13 protein-coding genes are annotated in these 19793 nt (G+C 49.8%); 4 read left to right on the plus strand and 9 right to left on the minus strand.

The window, feature by feature from the left end:
• On the plus strand, window positions 1-276 hold a 276-nt coding region (locus P2H89_RS19655; protein WP_275830013.1), incomplete at its 5' end, for a transposase.
• 228 nt (window positions 277-504) lie between these two features.
• Here the strand turns inward: P2H89_RS19655 and P2H89_RS19660 are convergent.
• The 4 genes from P2H89_RS19660 to P2H89_RS19675 form a co-directional block, all read right to left on the minus strand.
• Window positions 505-1257 (minus strand): glucose 1-dehydrogenase, encoded by a 753-nt coding sequence (locus P2H89_RS19660; RefSeq protein ID WP_275830015.1) that lies wholly within the window; start codon window positions 1255-1257, stop codon window positions 505-507.
• An 89-nt stretch (window positions 1258-1346) separates the two neighbouring features.
• Entirely contained in the window at window positions 1347-1943 is a 597-nt protein-coding gene (locus tag P2H89_RS19665) for an ester cyclase (protein ID WP_275830017.1), read from the minus strand.
• Window positions 1944-2107: 164 nt separating this feature from the next.
• Window positions 2108-3880 (minus strand): amidohydrolase, encoded by a 1773-nt coding sequence (locus tag P2H89_RS19670; protein WP_275830019.1) that lies wholly within the window; start codon window positions 3878-3880, stop codon window positions 2108-2110.
• A 53-nt stretch (window positions 3881-3933) separates the two neighbouring features.
• The gene (locus P2H89_RS19675) at window positions 3934-4635 is read right to left on the minus strand and encodes a hydrolase (protein WP_275830021.1); all 702 of its coding nucleotides are present in this window, start codon (window positions 4633-4635) and stop codon (window positions 3934-3936) included.
• A gap of 262 nt (window positions 4636-4897) precedes the next feature.
• Between P2H89_RS19675 and P2H89_RS19680 the strand changes: the two genes are divergently transcribed.
• Window positions 4898-6097, plus strand: coding sequence for a DUF2252 family protein (locus P2H89_RS19680; protein WP_275830023.1), 1200 nt, complete (start codon window positions 4898-4900; stop codon window positions 6095-6097).
• Between the two features lie 116 nt (window positions 6098-6213).
• Here the strand turns inward: P2H89_RS19680 and P2H89_RS19685 are convergent, their stop codons facing one another.
• From P2H89_RS19685 to P2H89_RS19705, 5 genes are all read right to left on the minus strand, one after another.
• The gene (locus P2H89_RS19685) at window positions 6214-6693 is read right to left on the minus strand and encodes a hypothetical protein (protein ID WP_275830025.1); all 480 of its coding nucleotides are present in this window, start codon (window positions 6691-6693) and stop codon (window positions 6214-6216) included.
• Window positions 6690-10112, minus strand: coding sequence for a glycosyltransferase (locus P2H89_RS19690; RefSeq protein WP_275830027.1), 3423 nt, complete (start codon window positions 10110-10112; stop codon window positions 6690-6692). Before P2H89_RS19690 ends, P2H89_RS19685 begins: the two co-directional genes overlap by 4 nt.
• Before the next feature lie 171 nt (window positions 10113-10283).
• Window positions 10284-11072, minus strand: coding sequence for an SDR family oxidoreductase (locus P2H89_RS19695; RefSeq protein WP_275830029.1), 789 nt, complete (start codon window positions 11070-11072; stop codon window positions 10284-10286).
• Window positions 11073-11174: 102 nt separating this feature from the next.
• A complete protein-coding gene (locus tag P2H89_RS19700; RefSeq protein WP_275830031.1) occupies window positions 11175-13559 on the minus strand; it encodes an outer membrane beta-barrel protein in 2385 nt (794 codons plus the stop codon).
• Window positions 13560-13713: 154 nt separating this feature from the next.
• On the minus strand, window positions 13714-14802 hold the full coding sequence (locus tag P2H89_RS19705) for a helix-turn-helix domain-containing protein (RefSeq protein WP_275830033.1): 1089 nt from the start codon (window positions 14800-14802) through the stop codon (window positions 13714-13716).
• 265 nt (window positions 14803-15067) lie between these two features.
• On the opposite strand from P2H89_RS19705, the gene P2H89_RS19710 reads away from it, so the two are divergent.
• Complete coding sequence (locus tag P2H89_RS19710) at window positions 15068-15883, plus strand: DUF6597 domain-containing transcriptional factor (protein ID WP_275830035.1); 816 nt, start codon at window positions 15068-15070, stop codon at window positions 15881-15883.
• A gap of 252 nt (window positions 15884-16135) precedes the next feature.
• Window positions 16136-19771 (plus strand): MBG domain-containing protein, encoded by a 3636-nt coding sequence (locus tag P2H89_RS19715; RefSeq protein ID WP_275830037.1) that lies wholly within the window; start codon window positions 16136-16138, stop codon window positions 19769-19771.
• The last annotated feature ends 22 nt before the right edge of the window (window positions 19772-19793 follow it).

A 19793-nucleotide genomic window follows, 5' to 3' on the forward strand; every position in this document is an offset into this window, starting at 1 on the left:
TGCTTTTTGAACGGAGTCTGCAACACGCAAAATGGAGATCGAATTATAGAAATATCCCTGAATAATATTCGCTTGAAAAAGGCTGCAGAAAAGCGGCTAAAAACAAAGCGAGGCCTGCAAAAACGTAAACAACGTTGCTTCGATACAGAACCAGTGTTTGCCAACATCAAACACAACCACTACTTCAAGAGATTTATGCTCAGAGGTATTGAAAAAGTATCGATAGAAACGGGCTTACTGGCCCTGGCACACAATCTCAGAAAGAAAGTAGCCTAAAAAAGGCCAAAGGCCGAACACTCTACTCCCCACAAAGACTTGAGTTAGTGGTCACTCCACCTAAACTTCCGTCCCCCCCAAAGATCCCCACAGATAAACTCCACACAACGTCATAAAAGGAAAAAGGGTGCCTCATAATTTTGAGACACCCTCTTTGTTATGAGCATATGTTTCGCGCATCTCTACAGGTGGATGCCTCCTTCATGCATGCGTCCCGGGAGGCCACCCCTATTGCGCCAGGTAGCCGCCATCCACATTGTAATATGATCCGGTCACAAAGGAAGCTTTATCAGAGGCCAGCCATAGCGCCAGTTCGGCTACTTCTTCCGAAGCACCCAGTCTGCCCATGGGGTGCAGACTCACCAGCGCTTTCATCGCAGCGTCATTGAGGCTTTTAGTGAGCAGGGGCGTTACGATATAGCCCGGCCCGATCGAATTGATGCGGATCTTTTTATCAGCATACTCCAATGCGGCAGCTTCTGTAAGGCCGATCACACCATGCTTGGCAGCCGCATACGCAGGCGATAAGCGTGTACCCACTTTACCAAGTATAGAGGCAACATTAACAATAGCGCCTCCACCCGAAGCCTGCATCGCCGGCAGCTGATAACGCATGCCGTAGAATACACCGGAAAGATTAATGCTTATCACCTTGTCCCACCCTTCTATAGGATACTCCCCCGTTACAGCCTGCGGACCGCCAATGCCGGCATTGTTAACGGCAAGATGCACGCCACCAAATTGCTTCACGGTTTGCTCTACCAGGGCCTTGCTGTCTTCGGGCTTCGACGTATCGGCCTTCACAAAAAAAGCCTCCCCTCCTTTGCCTTTGATATCCGACACGGTAGCATTGCCGCCTTTTTCGTCAATGTCCGATACCACGATCTTCGCGCCCTCTACCGCATACAGCAATGAAATAGCATGCCCAATACCCGATCCGGCGCCCGTTACGATCGCCACCTTCTTGTCTAACATTTTCATCTTATACTTTTTTAATGAGGTAATCGAATCAAGTGGGCAAAGGGGCGTAACTAACATGCACCCATCAAGTAAGGGCCGGCTGTACAGATTTACTGGGCCAGGCCAATTTGTTTCATGAAAGCCTGGTTGTCCCAGAATAGGTATTCTTCTACCATCTTGCCGTCTTTCCAATGGCCAATGGTGCACATACCCAACTTAAATTTCTTCCCGGTAGGCGGTATGAACTTACCACCGCCAACGGGCATGGATTTCGAAAAGCTACCTTCCATTTCGCCGATCACCGCAGTCCAGTCGCCACTGCCAAACTTCACAGGATGCGTTTTGATCTTTGTATCTGGCGCAAATACGAACATAGGCTTTAGCATATCGATATGCTGCGGAGAAAGGCCAACCGTTACCGAGCCGTCGGGATAGTATACTTTAATATCGTCAGCATGGCTGATCGACAACTCGGGCCATTGCTGATTACTGTAGAAGACAAAGTCAAGCGAGTCGAATCGCCTCAACCGCATTTCAGTCATTTCCCGGTCTTCATTGGACATCTTCAACGCACTTTCCAGCGAGTCGATCTTTGCCTGAAGCTGCGCGGTATTTCCACCACCCGAACAGGCTGTAAAGAAAACAATGAAAAGACCCACCATGCAGTAAATGCAATATGGCATCGAAGCGAGTTGTAGCTTTTTCATGTTTTGCTGTTTTCTACAACCTATGCAATACTTTCGAAATACGGTTATCCTGTTTCAAACTCCAACCTGCTATTGGCCAGCCCACATGAACAATGTGTTGCTATGCCAATAAAAAAACCGTCCGGATGATCCGGACGGTTTGCTATAACACTCATGTGACCAAACTAAGGTTGATACCCACCATAATATTTTACAGGGCTCCAGGCTGGTATCACCGGCAACGGCACAGGAGCCACAGGGCTGAGCACCTTGCTACCATACACTACCTTGCCATCGACGATCGTGAGCAGTGCGTTGATCGATTTGATCTCCTCATCACTCACCGTGAAATAATCCTTATCGAGGATCACCAAGTCGGCGGAATATCCAGCTCGTATACGCCCCTTCCCTTTCTCCCTGATCAACTCATAGCCACCCGCAGTCAGCAACTTTAACGCTGTTTGCCGGTCGAGCGCATTTTCGGCAGCCATCACTTGCGTGCCACCCACCGTTTTACCAGTCGTGATCCAATACAAAGCCACCCACGGGTTGTAACTCGCTACCCTTGTTCCATCAGTACCAAGCCCCACAGGCAGTCCAAGCTCCAACATTCTCTTTACGGGAGGAGAGGCCAGTGCTGCCTTCTTACCATATCGATGAATGAAGCTCTCGCCCTGGTAAGCCATGCGGTGTTGTATCGCAATACCGCCACCCAGTGCCTTAATACGTAGCAGGTTGGCTTCACTGATCGTTTCGGCATGATCAAAGAACCATACCAGACCATTGAGTGGGGTTTCCTTATTAACCGTCTCGATGACATCGAGGTCGCGGGTTATGCTCTCATTGTAAGTAGCATGCAGCCTGAAAGGCCAGCGTTTTTGCACCAGCAGTTGGATCACCGACTTCAGATTAGCCTCCATGCCCGGAGGCAACTCCGGCCGCGGAAACAGGAAGTTCTCGAAGTCGGCCGCATCGGCTACCAGGTTCTCGCCTCCACCCGTTACGTGGTAGTCTACATCATTGATGCCATTGTGGCCATGGTGATCGATCTCCACCATACCAGTCCACCGTTTGTAGTCATTCAACTCGGTTCCCTTCTTTTGCGCAAACAGAAAGTAAGGCAAACGCACGGTGATCTTGCCGAGCTTATTGAGCGAATCGGTGATCGCATAATCGTCGGGGAAATTCTGAAAGCCACCACCGGCATCCATCACCGCCGTAACACCAAACCTGTTCAACTCGGTCATGTACTGCAGCGTGGAGTTGATCTTCTCTTCGGTAGTCAACTCAGGTAGTTTTGCCAGCGTGGAATACAGGATAAATGCATTCGGCTCGGCCACCAGCAGACCGGTAGGGTTGCCCTCATTGTCTTTCTCGATCAAACCACCAGCCGGGTTGGGCGTATCGCCATTGATGTTGAGCAGCTGCAAACCAGCCTTGTTTAACCAGGCCTTTCCGTATAAGTATAAAATGAAAGTGGGCACATCACCGGTTGCTGCATTGATCTCTGCCAGCGTAGGCAATCTCTTTTCAGCAAACTGGTATTCATTCCAACCACCTACCACACGCACCCACTGCCCGCTGGGAGTGCGCTGAGCCTGCTCCTTCAGCATCTCTAAAGCACGTTGCAGACTGGTTACGCCATCCCACCTCAACTCAGTATTATAAAAGCGGCCTCCGCGTATTACGTGCAGGTGACTATCGAAAAGGCCGGGAATAACGCGCCGGCCGCCGGCATCAATAATTTTTGTTTGTTTGGTTTTCAGTTTCAGCACCTGCTGGTTCGTACCAGTTTGCAGGATCTTACTGCCGGCAATAGCAACTGCCTCGGTCGTTACATTGCCATCACCCGTAGTAACCTTTGCGTTGGTGATGATCAAATCAGCTTTTGTTTGTGCCTGGCTGTCGGGTGCCCACAAGAGCACTACCAATGACAGCACTAAAGAAATCGTTCTCATCGTACAAAAATTAAGGGGCGGATGAACCGCCCCTGTTTTACATCAACCAATTATTAGTGTTTCAGCATTTCATGAGCGTATTGGATACCGATACCATAAGCGCCACCGTATTTCTTCACGAGGCTGGTAACGGCTGCGTATGTTTCACCTCTTGCCCAGTCGCGTTGCAGCTCGAGCAGGTACTGCATGGAAGTGATGGGTTTTACACCGGCCTGCACCATGCGGCTTATCGCCATTTCATGAGCTTCAGTGCTTACGTCGCCACTGGCGTCTGTGATCACATATACATCGTATCCATCAGCTTTAGCAGACAAAGCGGGGCCTACGATACAAACGCTTGTCCACAGACCGGCTAATACGATCTTCTTTTTACCCTTGTCCACGATCGCTTTGTGCGCGTTCACATCTTCCCAGGAATTCATCGTTGTTCTATCGATATAAGGGAACTTAGCGGCAGGATAGAATTCTGCAACCTCTGGGAATACAGGTCCGCTGAATGATTTCTCAGCAACGGTAGTAACGACGGTAGGCACTTTAAAGATGCTGGAAGCGCCAGCTACGATGGCTGTATTGTTCCTTAATTGTTCGATAGCGATATTCTTAACGGCGAAACCCATCTGGCTTTCATGATCTATCAGTACCAGGGCGTGGTTGGTAGGGTTCAGTAATTCGGGAGAGGGCTTCTGGGCTTGTGCAGTAAATCCAAGAACTGCAAGAGAAAAAGAGGCTACTACGGATTTAATTAACGGTTTCATAATTGTAACTTTTAAGTTTTGTTCGGTTTATGTTATGTTCGATTAATTTGATAACACAAAGCTATTGCAGCGCGCTGCCGAAGGCAAGTGACAAATTGAGGATAGTGTTGTACATATCATCGAAGCATTGAAAAAGCACTTTAATCGTCACAATCACACTATATAATATGCAGCGACCGATGCCCGCATCGCTTATCACATTCTTATTACCGTTAAAACACCTGCGCGGCAAACGCAAAGAAAATGTTAACTTGGAAGTACCATGAGCAGGGATATACTATCAATCATCAAGCAGTTCAATGCCACGCGCGATCAGCAGGTACTACCCCGCAAATACGAAGCAATGGCAGAAGACCCCTTCCGTTTTTTCCGGGGCACCTGCCATCTCTTCTACTATGATCTGGCGCAGCAGTACCCATTCGATGCATCGCCCGCTTCGTGGATCTGTGGGGACCTGCACCTGGAGAATTTCGGCAGCTATAAAGGCAGTAACAAGTTGGTGTATTTCGACATGAATGATTTTGATGAAGGTATACTGGCTCCCTTATTATACGATCTCTCCCGCCTGCTTACATCGCTCAACATTGCGATCGCCGAAATTGGATATTCCCGGAAGGAAAAAAAGAAGCTCACGCAGCAATTGCTACAGCAATACCGCTTCGCACTGGTGAAGAACAAAGCCTTTAACATTGAAAAGGAAACCTCGGCCGGTCTCATCAAAAAGCTCATCAATAAAGTCAGCGAACGCACACGCACTGACCTCCTCCGCGAGCGCACGAACAATAGATCATCCAACGCCAAACTGATTGTTGACGATAAGCTGATCAAAATATCCAAAGACGAAAGGAAGGCATTGGCAGCCTCCTTCGCCAAATGGTTCAATAAAGGGTTTCATGCAGGATTTAAAGTAGCAGATGCGGGTTTCAGGATTGCCGGCACCGGCAGCATCGGCGTAAAACGTTATGTATGCTTACTGGAGAATGAAGTGGATCCGCGGCAGAAGAGATTGATCGATGTTAAAATGGCGATGCCTTCCTCCATACCGCTGCCTTCGCATATTCAACAACCCGGCTGGAAAAATGAAGCAGAGCGCATCATAGAGGTGCAGGAAATGATGCAGCATGTAACACCCGCATACCTGTCGACATTCAAGCACCACAATGAATGGTATGTAGTGCGCGCCATACAACCCACCGCCGATAAGATCAGCCTGGATGATTCCTGGCACCAACCCAACCGGGTTACCCAATACCTGGCCGACCTGGCCATGCTCACTGCATCCACGCACCTGCGCAGCAGCGGGCGCCGCGGATCGGCCACTGCCGATGAACTAAAAGCATTTGCCGAGGCCACCGCCTGGGAAAACCAACTCATCAAATGGGCAGATGACTATGCTCAACAGGTAGTAAAAGATCACGCACAATTTAAGAAGGCCTGGAAGGAAGGGTACTTTAGAAACTAACCCATCGTCATTCACCTTCCTCTCCTCCAATTCCCACTCCACGTAAAATGAAAAACCCCGGCTCAACGAACCGGGGCTGTTTGGAATGAATGGGATGATAAACTAAACCCTAACAACTATTTTGTAGCCTTCTTCTTATTGGCTTTGTACCGCATATCGGGCGTACCGTCTTTCTTGGCAGGGCCTGAAGCGCTTGCCTGGTTTGCCTTGTAGCGCTTATCGGGCGTACCATCTTTTTTTACAGGGCCAGCGGGTGCTGTGGAAGCTGCCGGTTTACTGCCTGCCTGTGGGTTCGCAGAAGCCGAAGGCGTTGCAGAAGCGGTTGGCTTACTACCGGCAGCAGGCTTACTGGCCGATGCAGGTGTAGCGGCATGGTGGTTACGCTCTTTCTTTTTGTCGTGCTTAGCAGCTACGGCAGCACTGTCTGCCTTTAGCGTTTTGTCGGCTTTAAATGCTTTCTTCTCTTTCTTATGACCTGCCTTTGCTGCCGCCTGCGTTTTCGCAGGCTCCTGTACTTTTGTATCTGTGGCCGACTGAGCAAAGGTGGCAGCATTGATACCAATCAGAACGAGGGCTGCTAATAATACTCTTTTCATGTGTTTTGATATTTGATTTTAACGAAACTTACATTACCGGTCCGCTTCAACACACCCCATCCCTGCCCTTCTCCTTTAACGGCTTTCCGAAGCGCTTTAAAAAGGATCACATACATTAGCTGCCTGTACACCAATCGCTGTGGTATCAACCACACCAGCTTACCTGGCTTTTCTTTCTCGAATGCGAAAGCTACGATGCTCACCAGTATATCCACTGCAAAAAATACGAGGTAGTATACCAGTATCTTATGCATACTCTCGGGGTCGTGCCTGTTCCAGATAAGGCTCAACACGAACATGACATCTGCTAACGGAGCCAATGCCGGTAATATTATTTGAAAGAGTAGAATATTCGGAAGCGATACCATACCGAGCGCCTTGTAACGCGGATTAAAACAGGCGTCCCGGTTCTTCCAAAAGCTTTGCATGATTCCGTAGGTCCAGCGAAAGCGCTGTTTCATGAATTGTTTCAGCGTCTCCGGCGCCTCCGTAACAGCAATCGCATCCGGACAATTGACAATCTGGTATCCATTGCGAAGAATACGAATGGTAAGATCGCAATCTTCCGCAAGTGTATCACTCGTAAAACCATCAGCCGCTTCAATCGCTGCTTTTCTGAATGCGCCAATGGCGCCCGGCACCACCGTGATCCCATTGACGAGGTCAAAAGCCCGACGATCAAAATTCTGTGCGGTAGTATATTCGATACTCTGCCAGCGGGTGAGCATATTGCGCTCATTACCCACTTTTACGTTCCCGGCAACAGCACCAACCATAGCAACATCGCTGCTATTTGTTGATGGCTCTGCGATAAACTTCGTCATCAACATCCTCACAGCATGCTGTTTCAGCTGTGTATCTGCATCTATACAAACCACAAAGTCATGCTGTGTATGCGCGATCCCAAAATTCAAAGCCGATGCTTTACCGCCATTGGGCTTAGTGAGTACTTTTACCCGGTCATCTCCGGCAAATGCAGCCTGCACACGCTGGTAGGTTGCATCTTTCGAACCATCATCTACAAAGATGATATCAAAGGCAGGATAGTCCTGTTGCAACAGGTTTTCGATTGTCTTCACCGCATTGATCTCCTCGTTGTAAGCCGGGACTATAATACTTACCGCTGGCCATGCATCTGCAGGAATCAACGTAGCTGCCATACGTCGGCCAGCTATGATCTTTTGCATCAGGGCCATGATCGCCATACTGCCAATACGGATAAAACCAAGCAGGATCGCTACCCAAAACGCCGCACTGAGAAATTGTCCCAGCCAGTAACCCACTGTTGCGATCCTGCCATTCCAGGCCACCAGGCTATTATTCACTGGCGGCATCACCTCATCTTTTGTTTTACCCAACAAACCCGAAATAGTAGTAAACCCAATACCCCGTTCCTTGAAATAATGAATGATCCCTGGCAGGGCAGCCACAGTAGCCGCGCGGTTACCACCAGCGTCGTGCAGCAGAATGATGCCCTTTTCGGGATTCGCTTCATATTCCCTGATCGTCCTCGCATATATGCTGTCGGCGGTAACACCCTTCTCCCAGTCGTTGGGGTCGATGCTTTCTCCCACCGTATAATAGTTCTGTTGCTTGCTCAGGTTAATGGGACGTAACTCTACATCGGTAGTAGGTTCAGAATCGGCATTGTAAGGCGCCCTGAAGAGGACCGTGGTATGCCCGGTGATCGATTCAATCAACAGGCGTGTAGCCTCCATTTCGGTAGCTGCCCTTTCGGGACTCACCATCGCTATATTGGGATGGGTGAAGGTGTGATTGCCGATCTCATGCCCTTCGCGATAGATCCTTTTCAACAAGGGCAGATTATTCTCCGCCTGCAAACCGATCACGAAAAACGCGGCTGGTACATTTTCCTTCTTAAGTATATCGAGCACCTGTGGCGTATAGGTAGGATCGGGTCCGTCGTCGAAAGTAAGCGCCACCTGTTTATGTACCACTCCATATTTCCGGATCACGTATTTGGTGGGCAACTGCACATATCGTTGTTCGCCGATAAGGCCTTCCGTACTGTCTACCATAATGTCGATCTTGCCGGGCTGGGGCGCCGTGATCACATTGAGCACTTCACCATCGCCGATGTAGTCGGGCCTTTCCACCGGCGTATTTACTGTCATCAGTTTGTTGTAATCGAAAGGATGTGCGGCAATTGCTTTATTGGTGAGGTTTCGGTTGTAAAAGGTCCAGAGGCGTTCATCTTCACTGCCCAATCTCCACAAGGCAGTGCCTGCTGTACCATACTCGTCTGCAAACCTTACCGTATTGAAATTAGAAGCTGCATCATTGAAATACACGTCATGTCCCCTGCCATTGCCATCGGTATATTGGTAATGGTTATTGTAGGTATCGTTGTCAAAATCGATGTCGGCGTTGTACTGGCGGGCATTTGCCAGCGCCTGCTGGTAAGTTACTGTAGTAGCTTCCATATGGCCGGCCCAATCGTATCCATAGCCTGCAATGCAGAGGATCAGTTTGTCGGTAGGTATCTCTTTAGCAGTTTCATCCAGCACTTTCTCGATCCACTGCTGACTACTCACGCTGCCCGGTACACTTGAGGCAAAATGTTCGTCGTAGGCCATGAGGAACATATAATCATTATACCGCTGCAACTCGCCTACATTAAAGTCCGCATCGTGGGGCATAATATCCTGCGTAACCAGGTAACCTTTGGGATGCAACTTATTGTACAGCTCCCGCTGAAAGGCAATGATAGGCTCATCCCCTTTTTCCCGAAACTCTTCAAAGTCAATATTAATACCTTGCAGTTGATATTGATCGAGGTACTTTACGATATCATTGATAAGGCGTTCGCGCTTTAGCGGGTTGTGCAGGATGCGGTGTAACATGGCGCCATCGAAGCCGCCTTCTCCCAATTGCTCATTGGTATTGTTGATCAGGGGAACAATCTTCACCTGCTTTTGCTTCATGACCTGCAGGGCCTCCTGGTCTATTTCAACGCGCAGGGTATCGGTAGCCGGGTCGATAAAGAACCATTCGGGCACCACCATGTTGAGCTTATCGATATGCTGTTGCAGGGAATAAAAAGACTGCGGATCCCAGTCCACATAAAAAGCAGCCCGCACCTGGTGACTGGTAAGGTGCGGCGTATGATGCAGTAATTCGTTGTTCCTTTCCCGCGCCTGCAGGAAGGCTTCAAAGCCTTTGTATTTGCGGGCCTCCTGTTTGTTAAGGCCGGCCGGCGTAATCGGATGTGGCAGTTCATGTAAGGCATCTGTGCTGCTGGCCAGGGCCGGTAATCCCGGCTTCAGCGCTTTGTTGAGGGTGATGATCACCACCGGCACCGTAAGTATCAGCAAAAAAAAGAGCGACCTGCCAGTCCACTGGAAGGTCCGCCACCGCCACTTTGAATCCGTCTGAAATATTTGATGTTGCGCGCCCATAGTTGTTAAGTTTGGTATCCCGTTTATTCCGGTACCAAAGCTATTTTACACTATGGGCCTGCCCAACGGGCAATCGGCGGGCAGGCAAAAACGGTCGTCGGATACCCAGGCATCCAGGCATCTATCCCAGGCCATACCTCCTTCGGTCCCCGCAACCAGGCACTCAGCATCTTACTCATTTACCATCCCACCCGTAATGTTGGCAAAGGTGCCCGAGGTAACACCTGCCTTATCGGAGGCCATAAAGGCCGCCATATACCCCACCTGCGCCAGCGTTGGATGTTTTCCTCCTACGAGGTTCCTGTGCACAAACTTCCACTCCTTCATGCGCTGCTCCACCACGGGCGACACCTCAAAAGTTTTGTCGATACTCTCCTGCGACTCCGGAGAGCCCGAAGAATGAAGGTATACAGTGCGAACGCCGTGCTCGCCCAGCTCGGCCGCTAGCGTTTTGGACAATGCTTCAATGGCAGCCCAGGCGGGCCCAAAACCTGTTGTATAGGGAATGGGAATATGGCTGGGGATGGCGGTGATCATCATGATCACCCCGGCCCGCTGCTTTACCATGTATTTCGAAGCAGCATTGGCAGTATGGAATTGTGATTGCGTGTAATGCGTGATCGGCAAAGTGAAATCTTCCCAGCTGATCTCGGACAAGGCCGCGCCCTGTTTGCCACCCGTTATATTGGTGGCACAAAACGATATGTCCACCCGTCCTGCTTTATCCACTACCCCATTTACAAATGCCTCTACCGAAGTTTTGTCGAGCACATCTACGATGCCGGTTTCAGCACGGCCACCTTCCGCAATGATGGCGTCTGCCACCTTCCGGGTGCGGGTATCTGACTGCGCACCCAGGTACACCGTTGCTCCTTCCCGGGCAAATGCATGGGCTATCGTGCGGCCAATAGAACCGGCTCCATATACAATGGCGATCTTGTTCTCCAATAGTTTCTCCATAATAGTGTCCGCGGCAATTGACCGCAGACACTAAAAGTAAAACTTACCATTGGGTCGTTGAGGGGGTGTATACGACAAAGAGCGGGGTGCATCCTGCCACTTTCAGTTACTTACCCGGTTCTCTTCCTCTGTTGTCCGGGATTGCCGGCTGCGTGGTTTCGCCTTTCCAAAACTATAACCTACTGACAACACTACCCGTTGCGCATACCCCCGGTGCGACAACCTGTTATTGATGATATTTTCTTCCCGGAACTGAAGCCGCGTTATATAGGTATTGAACACATCATAAAAATTCAGCTTTGTATTGAGCGTACTCTTTGCCCATGTTTTTTGCAACCCAACGTCGATGCCGCCGATGGGCTTGAAAATATAGAGACTATTGCCGCTTCTCGATCTATGCCGCCAGGATACATCAGCAGTTATCCCCGCAGGCAGCGAAAACACCTGGCTGCCGCTTAATGAATAATCAGTGACGGGGATAGCGTAGGTCTTACCGAAATAAGGCATCTGCTCCTTGTGATAATACACGCCACCATTCTGCACTATGCGCCACCATTTGGTGAGCGCAATGGCATAACTTAATTCTACACTGGCGAAATCGTGATAAGGCAAATTAGTACCGAGGTACAGCAGGTCATTCGTTACCGGGTCGTATTCGGGATAACGCGTTAACCGGTCTTTTTCCCTGCCGGCATTAAGAGCTACCTGGAAATCCTTGTACGAATAAGTTAATGAAATGACGCTCGTGACAGATGGCAGCAGGTAAGGATTGCCTACCCAATAGTTGAGCGGACTAAAATAAAACCGGAATGGATTTAATTGATCGAACGTGGGCCGCGTCATGCGGCGCGTAAATGACAATCCGATCACTTCATGGGCCCTGAGCGTATAGGAGAAATTAACACCTGGCAGCCAGGTAATATAATTCCTGGTCCTCACCTCCTGTAATGTAACCGCATCGGCGCGCGTATAGGTATGCTCTGCCCGCAAACTCAATTTAATACTGAATCGCTTGACCTTTCTGCTATACCCGAAGTAACCCGCGCTGATGTATTCATTGTACAGGAAACGGTTGGTACGGCCGGCATCGGGCACAAACTTTTTTTCTGTATTGAGGGTATCATACCGCAGGTCGTTATTGGTGGTGATATAAGCGAACCTTCCCCCCATTTCAAGGGAGCCATTGGGGATGGATCTTGTATAATCAACCTGCGCCGACCTTAAGGTAATATCGTTTTTCAACGTCGTTTTCCAATAACTCATTAATACGTCCTGCAGACTGTTACGATTCTGAATATCTTCTTCCTGCCGGTTACGGATCTTGCCAAAACTGCCAAACACATTGAGCGTATGCTTTCCCCAAGAGCCATCATAGCTCAGGTTTATCACCTGGTTCTTTTGGGTTTGATTGGCCAGCGATCTGCTGACTGTAGCATCCAGTAACTGAGTGCGGGTAGCATCGGAGAAATGGAGGGAGTTCAAACTAAGCCTTTCGCGGTTGGCCTGCCAGGATTTATAGGTTAACCCAAAAGTCTGGTTTTTCTTGAATTGATAGTCGACCGAGCCCTGCAGGTTGAGATTGTTTTGCGCCGTTTTGTTGTTGGTGAGCGTTGCCATATACCGCGTGTTGGCCAGGTGCTGCAAAGCCTGGTAGGTATAAGGATCGTTCCCTACCATATAGCCTGCCCGCAAGCCATAAGTAAACTTATTGGCGCCAAGGTTAACCTGAAAACTATTGTCAGCATAGGGATATTTGCTTTGACGCAAGGAAGAGGTCACCGATCCTTTCCATCCCTGCCCTTGTTTGCGCAGCCTGATGTCGATGATCGCTTTGTATTGCGCGTCGTAACGCGCCGAAGGATTGGCGATCAGCTCCACCGATTCCACCTGGTCGGGCGTTAATCCATTGAGGTAGGCCACCTGTTCTTCGGCACTCATGGCAGTTGGCTTGCCATCCACAAAAATGACCGGCACATTTCTGCCCTGCATCAACAGCGAGCCATCGGCATTGACCGCAAGGCCCGGCGCCTTGGCCAGTATGTCCAGCACATTGGCCGATGCCCTGAAGAAAGTGTTGCCCGCCACCTGTAGGATCGTTTTATCGTCCCGCACCTGGATACCCCGCCTTTCTCCGCTCACCACAACGGCCTCTAAAGCCTGATCGTCGCGCAACAGTGTCAGGTAGCCAAGTGGCAAAGTGGTGGCCTGCGCTTCCACCCGCAAGGGCCGTTGATGGGCCCTGTAGCTGAGGGCAGTAATCTTCAACACATAATTACCGGGATTAATATCCGGCAGCTCAAACCGGCCTGCCGAATCTGCCTGAATACCGCGCACAGTTACGGAATCGGGCAATTTCTGTAATGAAAGACTCGCATAAGGAATGGCCGAACGATGGGCACTGTCAATTACCCGCCCCGTAATACGCACCTGAGCCTGTACATAAACACCTGAAAAGGGAACGAAGCACAAGAAGATAAATCGCATCATAAGCTACATTTATGGCGCCCCTTGGGGGCAGGTCCTAAATGTAACAGCGGAAGCAGGCAGGCAAGGTCCGGTACTATTAATCCGGAGGTACGGAATTATAAAACCGTACCGGTATTGCCGAAACCGAACACCCAACTTATTGTTATTTAAACCACTATATAGTATCGGCTTTTGTAAGACCTTCCTTGTACAAAGCGGGGGTAGTATCCATGATCTTCCGGAAAGCGGCGTAGAAAGTCGACTTTGAATTGAAGCCCACCTCGTATCCGATGGCTTCGAGCGAGTAGGGATGGTTTGATGCGATCATAGCGCAAGCCTTGTTTACACGGTAGCCGTTGATGTAGGCTGTAAAATTCTTACCAAGATTATCATTTAAGACCTGCGATAATTGATGGGGCGTTACCTGCACGGCTTTCGCCAATCCGGCAAGACTCAATGCCGGATCTTTGTAGATCTCCTGCTGCTGCATCACTTGCTCCAGCCTGCCCAGTAACCCCGCAGCCGCGTCATCATCTACTTTTTTATTCGCATACTTAACAGGGGTCGCCTGCTCAGTCTTTCGTTGCTGGCTGCTCCTCAGGGCCAGCACAATAATGATCCCGTACAAAAAGAAGGTGAACAGCACCGAACTGCTGAAGTATAAACTGCATTGGCGGGGCATGACCATTGCGAGCGCAAAGGTGGAAAAGATCACCAGGTTGGCGATCATGATCGTCAACATCCATTTTTCGGGAGTCAGCAACCGCATACCAGCAACAGTTTTACGGCTGAACAACCTGGCGAGCAACGGCCCGGCCGCGATCACGGCAGCGATGACATACAAGACCCAAATGACGTAAATGCCCTTTATAATATACCGGTTCCATAGATCCGGGTAGATAGCGTAAGGACAGAACAGAGCACCGACCACGATGAGGCCCAATAAAAACCCGATCTGCCATTTCCAGGGCCGCGGCACATCGCTCATATTGCGCACCGTCGATCGTACATAGAAATACAGAAAGGGCCCTATCAGTAAGCAGGCCGACAAACCGATCTGAAGGTATACTTTAGGAATAGTGGGATTGAAAGTTACCAACACCGACTTGCCCACCCGTATGCTCAATGCCAGCAGCAGGGCTCCCAGAAAAGTATTCGAAACAGTCTTTACCCGGGCAAAGAGCAACAGCCATAAGCCGAGTATAAGACCATTGAAAGCCCCAAGGCTCCCCAGGAAGAACATGATAAATTTGCTATCGATCATAATGACGGCTCCGGTTTACATTTCCCCCAGGCAATATACTGCCTTTTCGGGGAGGCATCTGTGATACCTTCTAAAGGTACTGATTTAGCCTATTTCCCAAATGCTACCGGTCATACAGACGGCCTCCCCCCAAACCCACCGCCGAGCTATGGGGTAACGCATGGTTTGTTCCGATTTGTACAATCCGGGCAACCTATTCCGGTCTAAATTTGTTGAGTTAAGTAATCCAGGTGGGTAAACCTGTTTTTGTATCTTTAACACAATCATGATGTACCGGGAATATAAGCCAGGACCTCGTTTAAAAGAATATGTCAAATGTTATTACATCTACGAGTCGAACTCGGAGACAACGTTTGAGGATACCGTATTTCCCAGCGGAAATATGGAGATCATCTTTAATCTGGGTTCTGGTCAATGGCAAACCGCTCCCAATGAAACCTTTCTCGCCAATCCCGCTATTGAATTATGGGGACAGATCGTTAAGCCCTTACCAGTAAGATCGATCGGTCAAAACACCATGCTGGGCGTGAGACTCTATCCACAGGCAGCAGCCTTCTTTCTGAAGGAAAAAGTGGACCTGTTCAATAACCAGGTAGCCGACTTCAGTGAAGTGGTCGATAAAGCGGTGCAATCCCTGCACAGCCAGTTAATGGACACGGGCTCCTGGAGCAAACGCATTGAATTGTTGGATAACTACCTGTTTGGATTACTGAATGATGCCGGCAGGCGTTTGCAAAAGATAGCAGTGGTCAATGATGTGATGCAGGAAATGAAGCAACATGATTTCTTCGACAATATTGAAAATGTAGCGGCCCGCTATGGTATCACTTCCCGTTACCTGCAAAAGTTGTTCGTGCAGTACACCGGCCTCACGCCCAAGTTGTACAGCAAGATCCATCGTTTTCAAAACAGCCTTCGTCTTGTTAGTCAGAAAGAGAGTTCACTTACATCCATAGCATACGACTGCGGCTATTTCGATCAGTCGCATTTCATCCGCGAATTCAAATCATTTACAGGATACACACCCTCCGGCTATTCCATCGAAAGTTCTCCGGTAACCCTGGCACTGGCCAGCAATTAAAAGATAACCTGACCAGCGCAGGTACTGGCTGCAATTTGCTGCTGCCGTCTTAATTACCATTTTGCAAAACGTATTTTTCCGAACCCTCTCTATTCCATTATCTGGAAAATATCCCAATATGGCTAACCCGCCGGAATACCTGCCGGCGGAGGTCATGATTCCTGTTTTAGGAACAATATAACCGAGCCGGAATCCGTTACCCATTACAATACCCCCGGCAACCCTGTTGCCGGGACCATAATCCTCTTTCCCATGATAAAAACTGTACCCCCGTTCTTTTTATCGTCCATTTCCGGCATGAAGGTGAGGTCATTGGTAACAGCAGCCTCTTTGTTGGCAGTCTGCTCCGCCAATGCATTCCATGGCCCTACTGCTGGCAATAAGATTTCGGTAACCTCCAAAGCAAGATCGGCCTGGCACAAGTCGTTCGTCAAGCGGTCGGGCCCTGCAGCCAACGACCTCGAGATTGCAGAGGTAGCGCCCGAATACAAAACCCTGAGCAGGCTTTGGACCGATCAGAACCCGATCAAGGTAACGATCAAAAACAATGGTACCAGCGATCAGGCAAACGTTGTAGTAGATCTGAACGTTGTCGGCGCCAATGCCGAGGCCCTGTCGCAGATCGTTCCGTTCATTGCTGCGGGGAGCAGTGAAACGATCACCTTTACCGGTTCCATAGCATCCACCGGTACCCAGGTGATAGAGGCCAAAGTGCCCGACGATGATGACAATACCAACAACACAAAGACCGCTTCGCAGAATATCAGCTGTAACAGGTATGGCTATACCGGTTCTGAGCCCATCTATGATGGTTTTGGTTTCGGATCGGGCACCGGTATCGTGAGTGCACGTTATCAGGCACCCGGTATTCCTGTTTATATAAAAGGCGTCACCGTCCATATTTCGAACGATCCTTCCAACGTGGGTAAATCCATAACCGGTGTACTGCTCGACGAACTTGGCAATATCATTGCCGACTCCGAGCCTTACTTTGCTACCGCGGGAGATCTCAATACCAGCGTACAGATCGCCTTCTACTCACCTGTACAGTTTAGCGGCACGGAGGTATTCTTTGCCGGCATCAGGCAGGATGAAGGCGGACAAGCTCCTGTAGGGGTGGCGTTACCAGCCACCACACCGGCCAACCGTTACTTCACCTTTGCAGCCGATGGCGGCGCTGCTACTCACTACACTACGTTGGGCAGTCTCAAGATCGGCATCATGGCCGATGTAGCTGCCGACCTTACCAGTTCGCTCACCGGCCAGATCATGGCAGGCAAACCGGTTACTTTTACCGCCACTTCCGGCTTCCCCGATTATACCTTCAAGGTGAACGGCGTTGCCGTACAGTCTTCGTTCAATAATGAATACACCTACTACCCCAATAATAATGATAACGTCTATGTAGAGATCAGCAGTAACGGCTGTACCTCCGATCCCATCGGCAATTTTGTAGTCGATGTGCAGGGCATCAACCCCAACGGAGGTGTTGTTTATGTAAATAAGAATAACCCTACACCGGGCGACGGCAGCAGCTGGTCGAACGCAGTAACCGAACTGGCCGATGTACTTCGCTGGGCCAAGGCCAAAGAGGCCGACTGGACTGGCGGCAGTCCATTGCAGGTTTGGGTAGCAGGAGGAACCTATAAACCTTTGTACAGTGCAGCTGACGACAACTTTGGTAATGAGGACGGCATGAACAACTCTTTCCTGCTCGTGAAGAACCTGAAATTATACGGCGGCTTTGCAGGCACAGAAACAGACCTCTCCGAAAGAGACCTTTCCATTGCCAGCAATAAAAGTATTTTGAGCGGCGACTTTAACGGCGACGATCTTGTAATTGGAACCGCAGTAGACCTCGTCATCGAAAATACTATTGAGAACGCCAACCACGTCGTGATATCTTCTGGTGAAGTAGGAGAAGCTTCGCTCGACGGCTTTACCGTATCCGGTGGTGGTGGTGATATGGAAGCACTGAACGACATCCAGGTAAATAGCAACTGGCTTACCAGGCTCGGTGGCGGTGGCGTACACAACTACCTTTCCGCTCCGTCAATCACGAATGTAGTTATACGAGGCAACAAGTCCTTCTTCCATGGAGGTGGTATCTACAATGATCAGTCGAGCCCCGTTTTGACGAACGTGCTGATCGTCGACAACGTATCTGAATTTCAGGGAGGTGGTATGGTCAATGCCAACATGTCGGCACCGGTACTCACCAACGTTACCATCAGCAACAACAATGCCCTGGTAGAAGGAGGTGGTTATATCAACATTTCCTCCAACCCTACTATCCGCAATACCATTGTCTCGGGCAATAGCTCACCGGTGGTAGATGACAACAGTACACCAACGATCACTTACAGCCTGATCGAAGGAGTGCCGGAAGATGTAGACAATGGCAACCTGAATGGCAGCCTGGACCCTACCTTCAACAATCCTGCAGCAGGCAACTATACCCTGAAACAAGGTAGCCCGGCCATCAACAACGGCAGCTACCTGTACTATATGGTGGGCCAAATGCCCGATCTTTCCAACATCGGCAAAGACCTGGGAGGCAGGCCCCGCATCAGCGGCAGTGTGCCCGATCTAGGTGCTTATGAATCGAGCAGCAATGACCAGATCATCACGGCAGAAGATATCAACCGCACTTACGGCGATGGAGATATCGAGCTCACTGCATTCGCCAGTTCTGGGCTTCCTGTAAGTTATGCCCTCGCCGATAATATCGTGGGCGATCTGTACCAGGATCCGCTCGACAACACGAAATGGAAGATCAAGATCAAAAAAGCCGGCGTAGTTGTTGTAACCGTAAGCCAGGGTGGTGATGCCACCTACGATCCCGCACAAAGCGTAGAGGTATTGCTGGTGGTAAACCGCAAGGAACTTACTGTAACGGCCGATAACAAAACAATCGCCTACGGCGAAAACATTCCTTCACTTTCCATCAGTTATGATGGCTTCATCGGTAGTGAAACGGTAGCAGCCATAACACAACCTGCTATTTCAACAACCGCCACCAAACTCAGCACGCCAGGCGAATACCCCATCATACTGGTGGGCGGAGAAGCTGTCAACTATGATCTTAAGCTCGTGCATGGCACCCTCACCATTGAAGGGGCCGCTATCAACATCACGAAGCAACCAGGCAGTCAGTCGGTCTGTGCCGGCTCTGTCGCCATCTTCGATGCAAAAGCCACTACCAGTATCTCAGTAGCCGTGTTGTATCAGTGGCAGCAAAGTACCGACAACAAATTCTGGAGCAATGTAGCCGGCGCTACCGATACAGCCCTGAAGGTAACGGCCGCCGACGAAATGTTCTACCGCTGCGTGCTCACCGCACCGGGTCGCGTAGTACGCACAGATATCGTTAAGCTCTCTGTGAAGCCGGTAGAAAAACCCGTGATCAACATGCCTAATATTATCTGTTTGTCGGAAGCCCGCTACCCGTTGAGCGCGTCCTTGCCGGGTGGTGTGTTCACCGGACCTGGTGTTAGTGGCTCTACCTGGTATATTGATTCGCTCAAGCCAGGACTGCAAACTGTACAATACGCTTACACCAATACTAACGGCTGTGTAGCTAAAGTGAGCAAAACGGCCAGTCTCTCCCTGTGCGGCGACAAATCGATAGTAACAGTTACCAAAGCCAATCCGAACCCCACGACAGGATATGTAATCGTGAAAGTGCTGATGACAGAGACCCTGAAGCAAACAGTAGTGGTTTCAAACAGCTACGGCCAGGTGGTCTTCAGTAAAGAGGCGCAGTTCAGAAAGGGATGGAACCAAATGCCGATCGATCTCAGCAAAGAAAGCGCCGGCATCTATTTCATCACGGTGAATGGCTATGGTAAATCGCCATCCTCGGTGATCAGGGTTATGAAAGAGTAACAGGTAACAGTTGAAGATACTT

It is taken from the genome of Paraflavitalea sp. CAU 1676, assembly GCF_029223285.1.
Lineage (GTDB): Bacteria > Bacteroidota > Bacteroidia > Chitinophagales > Chitinophagaceae > Paraflavitalea.